The sequence below is a fragment of the Streptomyces sp. NPDC051582 genome, assembly GCF_040681715.1.
GTDB lineage: Bacteria > Actinomycetota > Actinomycetes > Streptomycetales > Streptomycetaceae > Streptomyces.
Genome location: NZ_JBFAZJ010000032.1, coordinates 55909 through 72671 on the forward strand (window position 1 = coordinate 55909; position 16763 = coordinate 72671).

17 protein-coding genes are annotated in these 16763 nt (G+C 72.8%); 5 read left to right on the forward strand and 12 right to left on the reverse strand.

What is annotated here, in order from left to right; genetic code table 11:
• Positions 1-7 precede the first annotated feature (7 nt).
• A complete protein-coding gene (locus tag AB0M92_RS31930; protein ID WP_366105811.1) occupies positions 8-1879 on the reverse strand; it encodes a transporter substrate-binding domain-containing protein in 1872 nt (623 codons plus the stop codon).
• A gap of 150 nt (positions 1880-2029) precedes the next feature.
• Here AB0M92_RS31930 and AB0M92_RS31935 point away from each other — a divergent pair, with 150 nt between their 5' ends.
• The 3 genes from AB0M92_RS31935 (at position 2030) to AB0M92_RS31945 (ending at position 3791) form a co-directional block, all read left to right on the forward strand.
• A complete protein-coding gene (locus tag AB0M92_RS31935) occupies positions 2030-2200 on the forward strand; it encodes a hypothetical protein (protein ID WP_366105812.1) in 171 nt (56 codons plus the stop codon).
• Positions 2201-2236: 36 nt separating this feature from the next.
• Positions 2237-2584 (forward strand): VOC family protein, encoded by a 348-nt coding sequence (locus AB0M92_RS31940; protein ID WP_366105813.1) that lies wholly within the window; start codon positions 2237-2239, stop codon positions 2582-2584.
• A gap of 157 nt (positions 2585-2741) precedes the next feature.
• Positions 2742-3791, forward strand: a complete 1050-nt coding sequence (locus tag AB0M92_RS31945) for a MerR family transcriptional regulator (protein WP_366105814.1) — start codon at positions 2742-2744, stop codon at positions 3789-3791.
• Positions 3792-3804: 13 nt separating this feature from the next.
• On the opposite strand, the gene AB0M92_RS31950 is transcribed toward AB0M92_RS31945, so the two are convergent.
• The 5 genes from AB0M92_RS31950 to AB0M92_RS31970 all read right to left on the reverse strand — a co-directional run bounded on the left by AB0M92_RS31950 (position 3805) and on the right by AB0M92_RS31970 (position 9541).
• Entirely contained in the window at positions 3805-4560 is a 756-nt protein-coding gene (locus tag AB0M92_RS31950; RefSeq protein ID WP_366105848.1) for a DUF1295 domain-containing protein, read from the reverse strand.
• Positions 4561-4616: 56 nt separating this feature from the next.
• Entirely contained in the window at positions 4617-5975 is a 1359-nt protein-coding gene (locus AB0M92_RS31955; RefSeq protein ID WP_366105815.1) for a class I SAM-dependent methyltransferase, read from the reverse strand.
• Positions 5972-6715: a DUF1365 domain-containing protein gene (locus AB0M92_RS31960; protein WP_366105816.1), complete on the reverse strand. Its 744-nt coding sequence runs from the start codon at positions 6713-6715 to the stop codon at positions 5972-5974. Before AB0M92_RS31960 ends, AB0M92_RS31955 begins: the two co-directional genes overlap by 4 nt.
• Positions 6712-7968 (reverse strand): FAD-dependent oxidoreductase, encoded by a 1257-nt coding sequence (locus AB0M92_RS31965; RefSeq protein ID WP_366105817.1) that lies wholly within the window; start codon positions 7966-7968, stop codon positions 6712-6714. The genes AB0M92_RS31960 and AB0M92_RS31965 overlap by 4 nt, the downstream gene beginning before the upstream one ends.
• Positions 7969-8266: 298 nt before the next feature.
• Positions 8267-9541: an FAD-dependent oxidoreductase gene (locus AB0M92_RS31970; protein ID WP_366105818.1), complete on the reverse strand. Its 1275-nt coding sequence runs from the start codon at positions 9539-9541 to the stop codon at positions 8267-8269.
• 245 nt (positions 9542-9786) lie between these two features.
• Here AB0M92_RS31970 and AB0M92_RS31975 point away from each other — a divergent pair, with 245 nt between their 5' ends.
• A complete protein-coding gene (locus AB0M92_RS31975) occupies positions 9787-10671 on the forward strand; it encodes an MBL fold metallo-hydrolase (RefSeq protein WP_366105820.1) in 885 nt (294 codons plus the stop codon).
• Between the two features lie 149 nt (positions 10672-10820).
• On the opposite strand, the gene AB0M92_RS31980 is transcribed toward AB0M92_RS31975, so the two are convergent.
• The 3 genes from AB0M92_RS31980 to AB0M92_RS31990 form a co-directional block, all read right to left on the reverse strand.
• On the reverse strand, positions 10821-11804 hold the full coding sequence (locus AB0M92_RS31980; protein WP_366105821.1) for an amidohydrolase family protein: 984 nt from the start codon (positions 11802-11804) through the stop codon (positions 10821-10823).
• Between the two features lie 161 nt (positions 11805-11965).
• A complete protein-coding gene (locus AB0M92_RS31985) occupies positions 11966-13357 on the reverse strand; it encodes a serine/threonine-protein kinase (RefSeq protein WP_366105822.1) in 1392 nt (463 codons plus the stop codon).
• Between the two features lie 22 nt (positions 13358-13379).
• Positions 13380-13649: a DUF3253 domain-containing protein gene (locus AB0M92_RS31990; protein WP_366105823.1), complete on the reverse strand. Its 270-nt coding sequence runs from the start codon at positions 13647-13649 to the stop codon at positions 13380-13382.
• A gap of 172 nt (positions 13650-13821) precedes the next feature.
• On the opposite strand from AB0M92_RS31990, the gene AB0M92_RS31995 reads away from it, so the two are divergent.
• Positions 13822-14940: an NlpC/P60 family protein gene (locus AB0M92_RS31995; protein ID WP_366105825.1), complete on the forward strand. Its 1119-nt coding sequence runs from the start codon at positions 13822-13824 to the stop codon at positions 14938-14940.
• A 146-nt stretch (positions 14941-15086) separates the two neighbouring features.
• Here AB0M92_RS31995 and AB0M92_RS32000 read toward each other — a convergent pair whose 3' ends face one another.
• The 3 genes from AB0M92_RS32000 to AB0M92_RS32010 all read right to left on the reverse strand — a co-directional run bounded on the left by AB0M92_RS32000 (position 15087) and on the right by AB0M92_RS32010 (position 16662).
• Complete coding sequence (locus tag AB0M92_RS32000; RefSeq protein WP_366105826.1) at positions 15087-15506, reverse strand: SRPBCC family protein; 420 nt, start codon at positions 15504-15506, stop codon at positions 15087-15089.
• Positions 15503-15970, reverse strand: a complete 468-nt coding sequence (locus AB0M92_RS32005) for a MarR family transcriptional regulator (RefSeq protein WP_366105827.1) — start codon at positions 15968-15970, stop codon at positions 15503-15505. Before AB0M92_RS32005 ends, AB0M92_RS32000 begins: the two co-directional genes overlap by 4 nt.
• A gap of 134 nt (positions 15971-16104) precedes the next feature.
• Positions 16105-16662, reverse strand: coding sequence for a hypothetical protein (locus AB0M92_RS32010; protein WP_366105828.1), 558 nt, complete (start codon positions 16660-16662; stop codon positions 16105-16107).
• Positions 16663-16763: the final 101 nt, after the last annotated feature.

Sequence of the window (16763 nt, forward strand, 5' to 3'; positions counted from 1 at the left end):
CGGGCGATCAGCTGGTGCAGGAGGAGCGCTCGTTCATGTCGCCCTCGGATGGGGTGAACGCGTTCCATGTCGTGGGAAACGCCTGGACCACGCTCCCCAGCCGGGACTGGAAGTCCTGCTTCCACTGGCCTTGCACGTACGCCTGGAGGGCACGGAACACCTCCGCGCAGGACTGGTCCGGTGTCCCCTGGGGCAGCGCGATCGCGTAGAGGCCCGCCTGCTGCCCGTCCGTCGCGGCCGGAGGCACTTCGAAGTCGTCGAACTTCTGTGTGTAGCCGTAGAGGACGACTTGATCGTCGATGACCGCGTCCACCTGGTGGGCACGGAGGGCCGCGACGCAGTCGCGGGTGTCGGGCCGGGTCACGATGAAGGCCTTGTTGTCCGTGATCAGGCCTTCTTGGGAACTGGAGTACGCGCGCGTGCAGACCATTCGCCCGGCCAGGTCCTTGAAGTGCGAGATGCTCTTGTCCCCCTTCCCGACCAGGACTCCGTGATAGGTCCTCAAATACGGGCCGACGAGCCTGACCTGCTTTCTCAGTGCGCTGGTCACCTCGACGCGGGCGATGACCAGGTCGACCTGCCCCTTACGGACGGCCGACGCCCGTTCGTTGACGTTCAGCGGCGTGAGAGCGACGCTCTGGCTGTCGAAGCCGAGCTCCTGGGCGAGGCGCATGCCCATGTCCACTTCGAACCCGTGGACTCCGCCGTCCTGCAGCTCGCTCAGCCCGGGGGCGTCGACCGCCACGCCGATCGTCAGGCGGTTTCCCCGGCCGCCCCTCAGGGGATCGCGTGCCGACGTCCCCGGAGGCGGCGGATCCCAGGCGAGTGACACCCCCAGCGTGGTCACGAGGGCGAGGCACACGGCGATGGTCGTACGACTGCGGCGCCTCGCTCCCGAACGCCGTCCGTCGCCCCGGCCGTCCTGGTTGTCTTCGCTGTCCGCGTTGTCTTCCGCCAGGACGCGGACAACCCCGGGAGACGGGGCGGCCGCCTTCTCCACCACTCCCCGCACGATCCGGGAGTCGTGCGCCGAACGGTCCGCGGCGGGCAGCCGCAGCGCGGCGCGGAGCGCGTCCATCCCCCGGTCGTTCTCGTCCAGCTCGTCGTCGATGGCGTGCAGCGCGGGCGCGACGTCCCCCAACGGGGGCAGGTACCCGGCGCCTTCCGCCGGCGCGACGAGGGGAGCGATGTCCTCGGCCTCCGCTCCGCTCCGCAGTCGGACGTCCAGACGGGCGCGGGTCACCTGGGCCTCGGCCGCCAGCCTCAGCTCGTACGCCTCTTCCCGGGCGCGCCGGGCGCGCTTCAGTTTGAGGTCCGCCTGGCGCCGGTACTCCGCCGACATCTGCACCTGGCCCTGCAACTCGGCGCGTACCTCTTCGCGCGCCCGGTCCCGCTCGTACTCAAGCAGCGTGCAGCGCTGCTCAAGTGCCGACACCAGGTCCTGGAGCCGGTCGCACCGCCGCTCGGAGGCGTTCAGCCGCCGGATCGCCTCTATCTGGCGCAGCCGCGCGTCATCGAGCCTCAGCAGGGCGTGCGCGACCGCATCACCGCGCCGAGGTGGAGCGGTGGGCGCGGCGTCGCGCTCAGCGGCCTGGGGCGACGCCGCACTGCGCAGCGCCCCTTCCAGGAGCCGGCGCCCCTCGTCGAGCTGGCGTTGCCGCATGGCCGGCTCCAGGAGGTACCGGCTCACCACCTGGTCCAAGAGGTCCCGGGGGATCAGGCGACTGCCGTTGCGGAACTGCGTCCACAGCGACTTGCTGTACGGGAAGTCGGCCTCCAGCTGCCGGACGCCCACCCCGTTCGTGATCTTTCTCAGCCAGCGCGCGAGCTCGTTCGCCTCCTCCGTCCCGCCCTGCAGTTCCCCCAACGGCCGTGCCATGCGACCCGCCCCCCGCCTTGTCTTGCGGACAACCGTGGCGTTGTCACCGGTGTCCGACCCCTCACCTGCGCAGCGCCCCCAGGCCCAGGCGGACAATCCCATCACGGGCCAGCCTGGGTCTTCAGCCGATCGCCGAACCTGGAGGCCCTCATGTCGAACTTCACCGCGCCGCCGCGCCGTTCATGGCCGTACGCCTTCACCGCCGTCCTCGTCGTCGCCGTGCAACAAGGGTGGGCCACCGGGGAGATCGTGCGACTCGCCGCAACCGTCCTCGTGTTCATCGCCGTGATCTACTCGGTAGGCGAAGGCGGTGACCACTGACGCGTGACCGTCCCATCCCTCGCACCGGAGTCGTCGATGACCGTTCGCCGTGTCGTGCCCAACATCCAGTCAGAGGCCGCGCAGGACAACCGGGAGTTCTACGGCCTCCTGGGGTTCGAGGAGGTCATGAACCACGGCTGGATCATGACGCTCGCCTCCCCGGCCAGTCCGGCGGCCCAGATCAGCTTCATGACCCGTGACGAGACCGCCCCGGTCATCCCGGACATGAGCGTCGAGGTGGACGACGTGGACGCGGCCTACGAGGCCGTGCGCGACAGCGGTGCGGAGATCGTCCATCCGCTGCAGGACGAGGAATGGGGCGTGCGCCGGTTCTTCGTCCGCGACCCCAACGGCCGGGTCGTCAACGTGCTGGGCCACCGCTGACGCCCGGGGCGGCGGACCCGCCCTGCATCCGCCGGGACGGGAGCCTCCGAAGAGAGGGGTGGGGGCAGGTGCGCTGAAAGGAGCGTGGACATGGGTGGGACTGGCCCGGCGAACGCCGCGGACCCTTGTCGTCGGTGCCGACGGGGCGGTCTCTCCCATGTCTGATTCGCCTTACCGCGTCACGACCGGAGCCGTGGCCCGACGCCTGGGGGTGTCCCCCACCACGCTGCGGTCCTGGGACCGCCGGTACGGCATCGGACCCTCGGTCCGCGAGAGCGGCCGACACCGGCGCTGGGCGCCCGAGGACATCGCGGTGCTCGAAGAGATGTGCCGGCTGACCACGTCCGGCGTACCACCGGCGGAGGCGGCCGGCGCCGCCCTCTCCCGGGCCGGACGCCCTCCGGGGGCGGACACGGCGCCCGTGCCCGCCGAGCCGGCACCGCCACCCCAGCCACCGCAGCCGTCCCAGCCCGCCGCCGGTGTGCGGCGCGGCCGCTCCCCGGGGTCGGGCAATGGCCTGCCGCTCGGCGAGGTCAGGCACGAATTCCGGGGACTGGCCCGCGCGGCGGTACGGCTGGACGGCCCGACCATGGACAGACTCCTCACGGACCTGGTGGCCACCCACGGGCTGGTGACCGGCTGGGAAGAGGTCATGGCACCCACCCTCCACGCAGTCGGCCGCAAGTGGGAGTCCACCGACGAACGCTACGTCGAGGTGGAGCACCTGCTCTCCTGGCACATCTCCACTGCCCTGAGGCGCATCGCCTGCGCCCCGCCGGCGGACCCCGAGGCGCCGCCCGTACTGCTGTCCTGCGTTCCGGGTGAGCAGCACACCCTTCCCCTGGAAGCCCTCGCCGCGGGCCTTGCCGAGCGCGGACTGCCGATGCGCATGCTCGGCGCGGACGTGCCGGCCCAAGCGCTGACCGCTGCCGTGCGGCGCATGGGTCCGTCCGCCGTGGTGCTGTGGTCCCAGTCGCGGCACACCGCCGGCCCCACGCTGGCCCGAATGGTCGCGAACACCGGATTCGGGATCAAGGGAGCCCGAACCCGTCCGCTGGTGGTTCTGGCCGGCCCCGGCTGGGCGAACCGCCCGGCGGCTCCGGGCATGCTCTGCCCGGCCGGTCTGCGCGAGGCTTTGGAGGTCCTCGGCCGGCACTGCCGTCCCCCGTCCTCTCCGCGGGCCTTCGGAGAGGCAGTCGGCGGCTGACACCGGATCACGGTCACCGGGTCCCCCGCGCGACAGGGGCGCCGCGCGGAGGGCGGGGCAGGAATCCGCTGGTACGGGTTTTGTAGTCGGCGTAGCCGGGGCGGTCGGCCATATGGGCTTCCAGGAGTCGTTTGCCGCTGCCCCAGACGAGCAGCCCCGTCATGACCAGCGGTGAGACGAGCGTGAGGGCCGCCGTCTGCCAGGTCGCGCACGCCGTCAGGTACAAGCCCCACCAGACGAGGAAGTCGCCGAAGTAGTTGGGGTGTCTCGTCCAGGCCCACAGGCCCCGGTCCATGATCCGGCCCCGGTTGGCGGGGTCGGACTTGAAGCGGGCGAGCTGGTGGTCGCCCACCGCCTCGAAGCCCAGGCCCGCCGCCCACAGCGCGAGGCCGAGCACCATCGGGGCGTCGGGACCGCCGGGCAGGTAGGCGGCGGCCTGCACGGGCAGCGAGACGAGCCAGACGAGGAATCCCTGGAGGAGGTAGACCTTGCGCAGCGCGTACCGGGCGGGGCTGCCGGGAGCGCGTGCGAGCATCTTGGCGTAGCGGGGGTCTTCTCCGTGACCGCGGGCACGGCGTGCGATGTGCAGCGCGAGCCGCAGCCCCCAGACGCAGGTGGCCGCCGCGACGAGGAACCGGCGCAGGTCGTCCCCGTGGCCCGCGGACAGGGCCCAGGTGACGAGGGCGACGGCGGCGAACGCGACGCCCCAGGCGATGTCCACGATCCGGTGGACCCCGACGCGCAGCGCGATCACGAAGAAGGCCAGCATCACGGCGAGGGCCGCGCCGGCCGAGGCGGCGAGGTTGATCGTCAGCGCGCTCCAGTTCACCGCAGCCTCCCCGTCAGGGCGCCGTCGGCCACCAGGCGGATCTGGCGCACGTCGAGGTAGTGCGAGCGGAACCCCGCCTCGGAGTAGGCCAGGTACAGCTCCCACATGCGCCGGAACGCGCGGTCGAAGCCGAGCGCGGTGACGGCCTCGGACTGCCGAAGGAATTCCTCCCGCCACAGCCGCAGGGTTTCCGCGTAGTGCTCGCCGTACCCGGCGTCATCGGTGATGCGCAGACCTGCGGCGGCGCTCTCCCGGGCGATGGCCTCCCGGGAGGGGATGAGCCCGCCGGGGAAGACGTACTTGCTGATCCAGGTGTGCGTGCGGGCCGTGTTCAGCATGCCCGCGTGCGGCATGGTGATGGCCTGGAGCGCCACGCTGCCGCCGGGTGCGACCAGCCGGCGCAGCGTCGCGAAGAACACCGGCCAGTACTCGGCGCCGACCGCCTCGATCATCTCGACGCTGACGACCGCGTCGAAGCTGCCCCGGACCTGCCGGTAGTCGCCCAGCTCGACGGTGACCCGGTCGGTCAGTCCCGCGGCGGCGATCCGCCGTGCGGCGAGGTCGCGCTGCTCGGCGGAGAGGGTCACGGTCAGGACCTCGGCGCCCCGGTCCGCGGCGCGCAGGGCGAGTTCGCCCCAGCCCGTGCCGATCTCCAGCAGGCGCGTGCCGGGACCGACGCGGGCGAGGTCGAGGAGCCGGTCGATCTTGCGGTGCTGTGCGGCGGTCAGGTCTGCGTGCGCGGCGGGGAGCGCGGTGAAGAGGGCCGAGGAGTAGGTCAGGCTCGGATCCAGGAACAGGGCGAACAGGTCGTTCGACAGGTCGTAGTGACGGCGGACGTTGTCGCGGGCCCCGTCCAGGGTGTTGCGTTCGAGGGCGGGACGCCGGTGGACCCAGGCGCCTCGGAGCCGGCGCAGGGGCGCGGGTACGAGGGCGTCCACGCGGGAGGCCAGCATCGTGAGTGCGGCGACGAGGTCGTCGGCGTCCCACTCGCCGGCCATGTACGACTCGCCGAAGCCGATGAGTCCGTCCGCGCCGATCCGGCGGTGGAAGGCGGCCGGATCGTGCAGGAGCAGGGTCGCAACTCCGGGACCGCCGTCGCCGTGCGGGGACCCCTCGGTGTGCTGCCGGCCCCCCTGGCGTATCCGCAGCGGGGTCTTGGCCAGGGCGTTCTCGACGATGCGCCGGGCGAGGGCGGTCCGCAGGGCCGAGGACCGGGGAAGGCGGGCGACGTCGGGCCAGCGCTCCGGATCGACGGACGCGACGTCGGCTTCGTTGCGGGTGTCGGTGTCGGCGCCGACGGACGCGCTGTCGCAGGTCGTGCACGCGGTCGGGATCGACGGCGGCGAGATGGTCACAGCATGCCCTCTCGGGTCGGGTGAACGGGTCGGGGTCGCACGGGAAGGCCCTTGAGGTAGAGGCGTACGCCGTGCCAGCGGATGCCGAGGGTGACGGCGAGCGTCGACCAGGGGTGGCTGAGCGCCGCGGCCAGCAGCCCCGACGCGTCGGCCGGGCGGCGGCGGCCGCGGACCGTGGCGGTCAGGGGGCGGCTGCCGTCCTCGTGCCGCAGCTGGACGCCGAGGTCGAGCCGCTCGCCCGGCAGCGGCAGGCGCATCCGGTAGGAACCCTCGACGTCGAAGAACGGCGACACGTGGAACGTCTTGTCGACGTCCGCCCTGCCCTTCGCGTCGGGCCGCAGCAGGTAGCAGTGGCGGCCGCCGTACGTGTTGTGCACCTCGGCGACCACGCACACCTGGCGCCCGGCGCGGTCGTGGCACCAGTACAGCGTCAGCGGGTTGAAGACGTGGTTGAAGACCCTGGCGTGGGCGAGCATCAGCACGCGTCCGCCGGCGTCCGTCACCCCCTGTCGCGCCAGGAAGGCGTCCAGTCCGGCCCGGATGGTGGGAGCACGGCCGCCGAAGTGGTCGCGGGCGTCGAAGCGGGCGAGGGGGCGCAGGAGGCGGGGCGGGCGCGGCAGGTCGTCGATGTCGACCAGCCACATGTAGGTGCGCCGGCGCAGGGAGTGGCGCAGCGGCACGGTGCGGACGTGGGCGACCTCGCAGGCGTAGATCGAGGGGATCGCGGGCGCGGAGGTCACCAGTTCACCCCCAGGGCCCGGGCCGCTTCGACGCCGGAGCGGCAGCCGTCCTCGTGGAACCCCCAGCCGTGGTAGGCGCCGGCGAACGCCGTCACCGAGGTGGCGAGGCCGGGCAGTTCGCGCTGCGCGGCGACGGAGCGGCGCGTGTAGACGGGGTGTTCGTACACCGTGCGGGCGATGACCTTGCCTCCGTCGACTCGGCCGTCCGCATTGAGGGTGACGATGTGCGGCTCGTCCCCGGCGAGCCTCTGCAGGCGGTTCATGTCGTAGCTGACCTGCACCGTCCCGGGACGGGACCGGCACGACGGCAGCCAGTAGTTCCAGCCGGCGCGGGCGTGCGGCAGAGCGGGCAGCACCGAGGCGTCCCGGTGCAGGACGGTGGGGTTGCGGGAGTACGTGAACGCCCCGAGGACCCTGCGTTCGTCGGGCGTGGCGTCCGCGAGGAGGCGCAGGGCCTGGTCGGGGTGGACGGCGATCACGACGGCGGCGTGGTCGGTCGCCTCACCGTCGTCGGTCGTCACGCGCACGTGATCCGTGCCGCGCACCACCGCACGGACGGGGGTGGTCGTCCGCACGGAGAACAGCGTCTTGGCGATCTTCTCGACGTAGACGGAGGAGCCGCCGGTGACCGTCTTCCACTGCGGGGAGCCGGTGACGGACAGCAGACCGTGGTGTTCCAGGAACCGGAACAGGTATGCCGCGGGGTAGTGCAGCGCCGTGTCCGGCGGGCAGGACCAGACCGCGGAGACGAGAGGAAGTGCGAAGTGCCCCGCGAAGTACGCGGTGAAGCCGCCGCGTTCCAGGAAGGAGGCGAGGGTGGCCGTCTCGTCGCCGGAGGCGAGGAGACGGCGGGCCGCCCGGTGGAAGCGCGGCACCTCGGCGAGCATCCGCAGGTACCGGCCGCGCCGGAGGTTCCCGCCGCCGAGCAGACCGTACGCGCCACGGGCGCCGGCGTACTGGAGGCCGCAGCCGTCGCAGCGGACGGACATGCTCATCTCGGCGTCCTGCGTGGCCACGCCCAGCTCCCGGAACAGCCGCAGCAGGTACGGGTACGTGCGCTCGTTGTGGACGATGAACCCGGTGTCCACGCCGACGGTGCCGCCCCCGCGGGCCGGGAGCCGACGGGTATGGGCGTGGCCCCCGAGCCGGTCGTCCGCCTCGTACAGGACCACGTCACGGCCGCGCGAGAGCACGTACGCGGCCGACAGGCCGGCCACACCGGCCCCCACCACGGCAATGCTGCGCCCGCTCATGGTCTCCCTCTCGTGCTCGACGGAACCCGCGCACTCCCCCGCGGCTCTCGGGTTCCGATTCGGTGCCGACGGCTTCCCGGATGGGCCGGCCCCCGCGGCGATGAGCGGGATCCAGGTCTGACCCGGCTGCTACCGGGTCACTCGCGTCCGGCCACCCGAGCGTGCGCGGAGCGGAGCCCTCGCATCAAGTCGCACCGGTTCTGCATCGAATCACCGGGCCCGCTCGTGACTGCGGGCGCGCCGGGGCCTGCCGGGGCGTTCCGGGCCTTCGGCGGGTGTGACGGGCGGGGGGTGGGCGTCAGGTGCCGCTGCGGGGCGGGGTGTGCGCACCCGCGCGCAGGTCGATCAGGACCTCCCGGGCAGCGCGGGCCCCGGAGGCCATGGCGCCCTGTAGAGAGCCGGTCGCCCGGTGGTCACCGCACACGTAGCGCCCCGGGGAGAAGCGGGTGCTCCGCGAGAGCGGCCAGGGCGGGGTCATGGCCGGCAGGGCGTCGCGGACCGTGACCCGGTGCACGGCTTCCCAGCTCCCGGTGTCGGCACCGTACACATGGCCGAGGGCCACGCGCACCGCCGCCTCCTCCGCCGGCCCGGGCGCGCCCAGGACGGAGGTCGACACCAGAGCCCGCCCGTCACCGGAGTAGCCGGGATGGACCTCGGTGAGCACGCAGGTGTTCAGGAAGCGCCGGCGGCCGTCGACCACCAGCGTGGGCTCGGCCAGCGGTGAACGCTCGGCGGCGTGGTAGAGGGTCGTCACGGTTCGGGCCCGCGGTACGGCCAGTGTGGGGAGCAACCGGGCGGCGGCGCTCTGCCCGGTGGCGACGACGACCGCGGCGGCCGCCAGGTCGGCCCCGTCCGCCAGGACGACACCCTCCGGCGTCAAAGAGGCCACCGGTGCGGCGGTGCGCACCACGGAGCGGGGAAGGGCGGCGGCGAGCTGGGCGGGTACGGCGCCCATGCCGTCCGCCGGCAGGCAGGCGGTGCCGCGCAGCATCGTGCGCCACACGAAGTGGAAGAAGCGGGCGGAGGTCTCCAGTTCGTCTTCGAGGAAGACCCCGGACAGGAAGGGCCGGAAGAAGGTCTCCACGAAGGCGGGCGAGAAGCCGGCGCCGGCCAGCGCGGTGAGCGTGGTGCCGTCCTGCCGGCCCCGAAGGCGCGCGGCGGGTGCCAGCATGTCGCGGGCCGACAGCACGCCCAGCGCCGCGAGGTCGCGGGCGGTGGCCAAGCGGCCCGGCAGGAGGTCGCGGCTGTCCCGGAGCCGGCGGGTGGGGTCGGTGAACCGGCGCAACCCGTCGCCGGTGTGCACCAGCACCCCCGGCGTGAAGGGCCGCAGCCTCAGGGCCCGCAGCTCCAGGCGGCGTTTGACCTGCGGGTAGGCGGTGTTGAGCACCTGGAACCCGCGGTCCGTCGTGAAACCGCGGACCCGGTCGGTCGCCACCCTGCCGCCGGGGGTGTCCGCCGCCTCCAGCACCGTCACCCGTACTCCGGCTGCGAGGAGGTCCGCCGCGCAGGCCAGTCCTGCGACGCCCGCGCCGATGACCACCACCTCCGCGTCCCTGCCGTCGGGCTTCCGCATGGCCTTGGTCACTCCTTGCCGAACGGGGTGGTTCGCGGGCTCGCCACGCTACGCCAGTCCCCTCTCGGCACCGGGCACGGCGCGCCCACCGGACCGGTGGCCCGTGGGGAGACGGCGGTCGCGACGAGCCGCGGCGGGCTGACGAGTGCCCGCACCGGGGTGCCGAGGGCGCCCGGGGCGGGGAAGGCGATGGCCGGGACGAGCGGGACGCTCCCCCGCGCGATGCCAACGGGTAGGTTGGAGGTGTGATCGACTTTCTCCGGGGTGCCCCGGTGTCCGGCAGTCTCGACGTCGTCTGGCACGCGGGCTGGCCCTCCCCGAAACACGACCCGGCCCCGGAGATCCAGGTCCACGCCCACTCCGAACACACGGTGCTCCTGCGCCAGAACAAATCCGTGCACTACGAAGCCCCGTTCCTCTTCCTCCTCTTCGGCAACGACCGGGCGCTGCTCCTCGACACGGGCGCCTGCGCCGACCCGGCCCACTTCCCCCTGCGGGAAACGGTCGACCGGCTCGTCACGGACTGGCTGGAACGCCATCCGAGGCCCGCGTACTCGCTGCTGATCGCCCACACCCACGGACACGGCGACCACACCGCGGCGGACCCCCAGTTCGCGGACCGGCCCCTCACCACCGTCGTGGGGCCAGGTCTGGACGAGGTCACGGCGGCGTTCGGCCTCGCCGACTGGCCACACCGCTTCGGCGCGCTCGACCTGGGCGGCCGCGTCCTGGACGTGATCCCCGGACCCGGCCACCAGCGGGCCGCGGTGGTCTTCCACGACCGCCACACCGGCCTCCTGCTGACCGGCGACTCCCTCTATCCCGGGCGGCTCTACATCGAGGACCGGGCCGCGTACTCGGCCACCGTCGACCGTCTGCTGGACTTCTGCGCCACCCGGACCGTTCGCCATGTCCTCGGGTGTCACATCGAGATGACCACCACGCCGGGCGAGGACTATCCCCGCGGCACCACGCACCAGCCCGACGAACCGCCCCTCCAGCTCACCACGGGCCATCTGCACACCCTGCGCAGGGCCCTCGACGAGACGGCAGACCGGCACGGCAGCCACCCCTACGGGGAGTTCATCCTCGTGTACCGGGACTCACCGACCGTAACCGGCTCCCGGTGACGGTCGTCCCGGCGCAGGTACGCGTGAGCGCGCCACCGCGTCGGCGCGGAGGCGAGTAGCCGCGGGTGCAGTGGGCAGGCGCTCGCGGTGTGAGCCGGACCCGATCCCGATCCCGTGCCCACGGCCGACGGCCGACGGGCACCACGCCGTCATCGACGTCCGCCGCCGGCGGGGGTGAGCCGGGCGGCCAGGGCGGGCAGCAGGCGGAGGGCGTTGGCGCGGCCGATCTCGGCGCGCTGGGCGTCGGTCCAGCCGTCGAACTCGGCGAAGCCCTTCGTGTTCTCGGTGGTGTGGGCGGCGGGCATGAAGGGGTAGTCGCTGCCGTAGAGGATGCGGTCCGTGCCCGTGAGGCGGGTCAGGGCAGGGAGCGCGAAGTCGTTGGCGGACATCGCGATGTCGAAGTGGAGACGGCCGAGGGTGCCGATGACGTCCTCCGGGGCGCGGTCCTTGAGGTAGGCCCCGATGGTGGTGCCGTAGGTGAGGCGGCGGGCCAGGAACGGGAGGGTGCCGCCGGCGTGCGAGAGGATCATGCGCAGGTCGGGCAGGCGGTCGAGGACGCCGTTGAAGAGCAGGCTGGCCGCGGTGCGGGTGGTCTCGAAGGTGAACTCGTAGAGGGAGACCGGCAGATCGAACGTGGCCAGGTCGCGGCTGGGCGGGGCGGCCGGGTGGACGTGGACGGCCGCGCCGCGCTCGGCGATCTCCGCGAAGAGGGGCTCGAACTCGGGGTCGCCGAGGTAGCGGTGGCCGTACGAGGTCAGGACGCCGACGCCGTCGAGACCGAGCTCGTCGAGCGCGTAGCGGAGCTCCTCGCGGGCGGCGGCCACGTCGGGGAGGGGCAGGATCGCGAAGGCGCCGAAGCGAGTGGGGTGCTCGCGGACCAGCTCGGCGAAGTACTCGTTGACGCGGCGGGCCAGCTTCGAGGCGTCCGGGCCGTCGAGGAACGTGACACCGGGGGCGGTGACGGACAGGACCGCGGCGGCGATGCCGTGGGCGTCCATGACCTCCAGGCTCTGCTCGGGGGTCCACGTCGGGTAGTCCACGCCGGGAATGGCCTTCCGGTCGCCGAGGGCCTCGGCGTAGAAGGGCGGGATGGCGTGGTGGTGGACGTCGATCAGACCGGTGGGTGCGGACATGCGGAGGCTCCTGGCGTGAGGGCGGGTACCGGCGAAGCCTTCGCCGTTCGGCGGGCTTCGCGTGGACCATAAGGCCGCGCGGGGCGGCCCCCCGCGGCGCGCGGCCTTCGCCTGTCAACTCCGGAGCGGCGAGGCCGCCGCGGAGGTCGTGGTGCGGCCCGTCACTGCGGACGGCTGCCCGGCACCTTCCACCACAGGAGCCAAGCGCCGGTGGCGAAGATCGCCATGTTGGCGGCGATCAACCCGATGTGCCAAGAGGTTCCCAGGTCCGTGAGACCCGCCCCACGGGCGAGGAGTCGTTGGAGGAGGAGCCACAGGACGGTGTCGGCCACGACGAGCACGGGCAGGACCCGTGCGGGGTGCCAGCGGGGCCGGGGCAGGGCGTGGCCGAGCGAGAACAGGATCAGGACGAGCAGGGTCGGGATGTTGAAGGCCTTGAGGTAGTGCTCCAAGAAGTTCCACGGGAGCAGGGTTCCGATCAGCAACAACAGGGCGAAGCAGCCGCCGAAGCGGATCAGCCGGGCGAGGGACGGGCTCGATGGAGCCGGGCCAAGCGCCATGGCGGCCCGCGGCGTTCCGGCCGCCGACGGCTCGCTCACGGGCGGCCCGAATGCCGGCGGGGGCGGGACATCTGCCGGAACATCCGCCGGGGCATCCGCCGGGGCATCCGCCGGGCCGTCCGCCGGCCCTTCGGCGGGGCCCTCCGCCCGGCCTTCGCCGGGGCCGGACCAGCCGCCGCGCGCCAGCCGCTCCAGCTCGGCCAGGGCGACCTCCGCCGTGGGCCGCCGGGCCGGTTCCTTGGTCAGGAGAGCGGCCAGCAGCGGCGCCAGCGCGCCGGCCCGCAGGGGCGGGCGCGGATCCTGGGTCGCCACCGCGATGCACAGCGCGCTGAACGTCTCGCCACTGAACGGCGCTTCGCCCTCGACCACGGCGTAGAGGGTGGCCCCGAGGGCCCACAGGTCGTTGGCCGGGGACGGCGGCCGTCCGAGCAGTTGCTCGGGGGCCATGAAGGCGGGAGTGCCCATCACGGTGCCGGTCCGGGTCAACGCCGTGGTGGCGTCGGCCATGTGCGCGATGCCGAAGTCGGTGATGATCACCCGGTCGTCCATCAGCAGGACGTTGTCGGGCTTCAGGTCCCGGTGGACGATCCCCGCCTCGTGGGCCCTGCGCAGCGCCTTGAGCATCGCCAGGGCGATCCCGGCGGCCCGAGGCACCGGCAGCGGTCCGTTCCGCTTGAGGGCGGTGCCGAGGGAGACGCCGATGACGTACTCCATGACGATCACGGGAGCTCCCCCGTGCTCGACCACGTCGTGCACGGTGATGATCCCCGGATGGTTCAGGCGGGCGCCGGCGCGGGCCTCGCGGAGCACCCGCTGTACGAGTCGGTCGCGTTCGGCGTCCGAGACGCCCTGCGGGAGCAGGACCTCCTTGACCGCGACCTCACGGCCCAGCGTCTCGTCGCGCCCGCGCCAGACCCGGCCCATGCCGCCTTGGCCTATCAGCTCCAGGAGCCGGTACCGGCCCCCGATCGTCTCCCCGCCCGTAGCGTTCACGGGGATCACCATAGGACGCGACTCACAGGCGGCGGATACGGATCGGACCGCGAGCCGTCGCCGGATCGACGGGGTGGCCGCCCTGGGTGACCTCCACCTCCCCGGCCTCGACCAACTGCCCGGTCACCCGCCGAACCGGTTCCATGAGCAGGCGCCAGCCGTCGTCGTCCCCGGCGTACGCCGCCCGGGCGGCATCGGAGGGGCAGATCGTGGCGGTCGGGCCGCGGCGGTCCAGCAAATCCAGGATGGCTCGCTCCAGCCGCCGCTCCGTCTCCCGTTCGCTGTCCGTCATGCCCCGAGTATCCCTCCGGTCGGCCTTCCCGGCCGTGGTGTGCGTGCCCGGTGGCCCCAACGGCATCGTCCCGGTCGTGCGAAACACGCCGCGTACGGCCATCGGCACGGCCCGCGGCGGCCGGCCGGGCCGGAGGGGTTCACGGCCGCGCGGCCCTGGACAGGATCGACTCATGTATTCCGTGAAGACCGTCCTGACGGCCACCGCCGCCATGCTCCTCGCCCTCGCCACTCCGGCCGCCGCGGTCCCCGCGGCCCCCACCGCCGCGGACCGCCCCTCCTGGTCCGCCGCCGCCCGCCCCTGCCACGGCGCCCCGACCTGCTACGTCGACGTGACGGTCGCTCAGGTCTGGGTGAGCCCCGAACAGGTCCGACCCGTGGACGCCCCGGCGACCACCAATCCCTCCGACATCCGGGGGTGGTTGACCACCATGTCCCTGGACGAGCGGCGCGAGGTCGCCGGGGAGACCCAGGCTCTCCATGGCGTCCGCGTGACCGTCGACCGCACCGAGTGGCAAGGCGGTGTGCTCTGGGACCACGTGTGGGTGCACGGCCAGCCCACCCCCCGGGACCAGGCGGGCCGGGGCGCCTACCCCGGCTGGATTCCCGACCGGCAGCTGACCTCGGAGCACCGGCGCGCGCCCGGCGGTACGCACGAGGAACGCGTTGCCCGCCCCACGGCCCGGGGCTTCGCCACCGCCAGGGCCGCGCTGGCCGGCCGTGAATCCGGGCAGGCGGGCGAGTACTCGTACAACACCGCCTTCCCGGTGAAGGCCGGTCCGCTGCCCGGAGTCGTGACCGCCTACTCCCCCAGCGGCGGCCGGCTGTTCTTCCGGGCCGACGACCTGGCGAGGGTGCCGGCCGCGCCGAGCGGCGCGGACGTGGTCGCCGCCGCACGCGCCTTCCTCGGTCTGCCCTACCTGTGGTCGGGCACCTCCGGATTCGGCTACGACTGCTCCGGTCTCACCGGCCAGGTCTACTCCGCCCTCGGTCTGACCATCCCCCGGGACGCCCAGCCGCAGTTCGACGCGGGCGGCGGCCAGGCTCCGGCCGGCTCGGCCGCGGGAGTGCGGATCACCGGTACGCAGGACCTGAGGCCCGGCGACATCGTCGCCTTCCGTCCCGCCACCGGCACCGGCACCGATGTCACCCACGTCGGCATCTACACGGGGACGCGGAACGGCGAACCCATGATGATCAACTCGCCTCGTACCGGGGATCCGGTACAGGAGGAGCCCATCGGTTCCACCGGCCGCGTCTACGTGGGCGCCACCCGCTTCCTCACCCGCTGACCCGCTGGCCCGCCGTACGGCAGCGGCCGGACACGGGGAAGGAGGCCTTTGCGGGCCTCCTTCCCCGTCGATCCCGGGGTCCGCCGGTGGCCTCCGGCCTCCGAGGGGCTGGGGCGGCGGATCTGGCGATGGGGCGTGCGGTGTGGTCACATCCCGGTTTCCAGGATCTTCTTCAACTCGGCGAGTTCGGTGTCGACGAGGGCGATCTGCTCGTCGAAGAAGGAGTCCGTGAACGCCGGCGGCTGGAAGAAGGTCATCATGAATTCGGAGCCGTTGCCGTTGGGCACGACGCGGGCCGGGACTTGCCAGGCAGCCTGCTCGTCGAGGTAGTCGTGGTCCAGGAGCCCCAGCCGGGCATCGCCGCGGATGCGCAGTCTGGCCGGCCCTTGGGGCGTGGCCATCAGCCACCAGCCTTCCTCGGGCGCGGGTTCGATCGCCTGGACGTTGACCACGGCCCAGGCGGGCCAGTTGGCGGCGTCGGAGAGGAAGGCGAAGACGTCGGCGACCGGCCGGTTGATGGTGACGGTCTTGGTGATCGAGCGGGCGGGGGTGTTTGCGGTGCTCATGATGGAACCTTCGGGGTGTCGGTGGAATCCGGGTGACCCTCGTTGATCAGGCGTTTCACCCATCCCTCCAGCTGCTGTCGCTGGCCGGGTTCGAGGGCGGAGAAGAAGTGGGCGTCGTTGGCATCCGCGATCCGCGCAAGGCGGGGGACGAGCTCACGCCCGGTGGGGGTGAGGGTCAGCCGCAGGCTGCGACGGGACGCGGGGTCCGGTTCGCGCGTCATCAAATCCTTCGCGACCAGGCGGTCGACCAGTCGCGAGACGGCTCCGGCGTCGACGTTGATGTACCGGCCCACCTCCCGGGTGGTCACGGCATCACCGCGGTGGACGGTGATCAGGACCGCCCACTGGGCGACCGTCACGTCGTAGGAGGCGAGCTCCTGCTCGAAGCGACCGTGCACCTCGTCGGAGAGACGCCGGATCCAATAGCCAAGGTGGTCGCGCAGACCGCTGGGAGTTGCTGTCACCCCTCCAGCATTGATGACTAGGCAATCGTTGTCAAGGCATCAATCGGGGCCGACACTCCTCCGCACACAGGAGGCGTCCGCCTCGTCCAGTGAGCCGGGGCGCCGAGGCCCGGGGCCGTCTAGCCGGGGGCCGTCTACCCTGCGGCCGGACCTGCGGCCGCCGAGGCCGCCGACCCCTCGGACAGTTTCTTGAGCGTCAGAAGCTGCTTGCGCATCATGACGAGATCGCCCCACGCAAGGAGCCGGCGACGGAGCCTGCGACTCGCCGTCGCCCCGGTCTCGGCGACGACCTTCACGACCAGACGAGAGCCCGTTTCGCCGCGCGGGCGCACGGTGTAGCTCACGGCCATGTGCCCGTGCCGCGCGGCAAGGGCTTCGGGGAGCACGCCGGTGATGTGCTCGTCGGTCGTGAAACCGGCGATCTCGAAGACGAGGAACGACTGTCCGAGGGACAGATCGGGCAGGGCGGGGAGCAGCACGCGCGGGCTCTTGCGGCCTCGGAAGCCGACCCAGTCGTAGCTGTACGGAGCGATGGTCAGCTGGCGGAGCCACGTGAAGACGAGGCCGGGCGGGGCCGCGACGTCGACGGCCCGTGTCCAGCCCTCGGATCGGGCGGCCACGAGCGGGTCACACGGATACGACGCGCTCCGCTCCGCCTTCGTGGCGCCCCAGACCCTTCCGCTCAAGTCCATGACGCGACCCTAGCGTCTTCGCTCGCGCCTGCACCTCCGGGCCCGTCGGGGGCCACTCGGCAGTTCGGGTGGTCGGCGGGTTCCCCGATTCGTTCTCGGCT

Excerpts from the sequence above, each read along its gene's own strand:
- AB0M92_RS31930 (WP_366105811.1), bottom strand. The coding sequence starts at position 1,879 with ATGGCACGGCCGTTGGGGGAACTGCAGGGCGGGACGGAGGAGGCGAAC.
- AB0M92_RS31935 (WP_366105812.1), top strand. The coding sequence starts at position 2,030 with ATGTCGAACTTCACCGCGCCGCCGCGCCGTTCATGGCCGTACGCCTTC.
- AB0M92_RS31940 (WP_366105813.1), top strand. The coding sequence starts at position 2,237 with ATGACCGTTCGCCGTGTCGTGCCCAACATCCAGTCAGAGGCCGCGCAG.
- AB0M92_RS31945 (WP_366105814.1), top strand. The coding sequence starts at position 2,742 with ATGTCTGATTCGCCTTACCGCGTCACGACCGGAGCCGTGGCCCGACGC.
- AB0M92_RS31950 (WP_366105848.1), bottom strand. The coding sequence starts at position 4,560 with ATGCTGGCCTTCTTCGTGATCGCGCTGCGCGTCGGGGTCCACCGGATC.
- AB0M92_RS31965 (WP_366105817.1), bottom strand. The coding sequence starts at position 7,968 with ATGAGCGGGCGCAGCATTGCCGTGGTGGGGGCCGGTGTGGCCGGCCTG.
- AB0M92_RS31970 (WP_366105818.1), bottom strand. The coding sequence starts at position 9,541 with ATGCGGAAGCCCGACGGCAGGGACGCGGAGGTGGTGGTCATCGGCGCG.
- AB0M92_RS31980 (WP_366105821.1), bottom strand. The coding sequence starts at position 11,804 with ATGTCCGCACCCACCGGTCTGATCGACGTCCACCACCACGCCATCCCG.
- AB0M92_RS31990 (WP_366105823.1), bottom strand. The coding sequence starts at position 13,649 with ATGACGGACAGCGAACGGGAGACGGAGCGGCGGCTGGAGCGAGCCATC.
- AB0M92_RS31995 (WP_366105825.1), top strand. The coding sequence starts at position 13,822 with ATGTATTCCGTGAAGACCGTCCTGACGGCCACCGCCGCCATGCTCCTC.
- AB0M92_RS32000 (WP_366105826.1), bottom strand. The coding sequence starts at position 15,506 with ATGAGCACCGCAAACACCCCCGCCCGCTCGATCACCAAGACCGTCACC.
- AB0M92_RS32010 (WP_366105828.1), bottom strand. The coding sequence starts at position 16,662 with ATGGACTTGAGCGGAAGGGTCTGGGGCGCCACGAAGGCGGAGCGGAGC.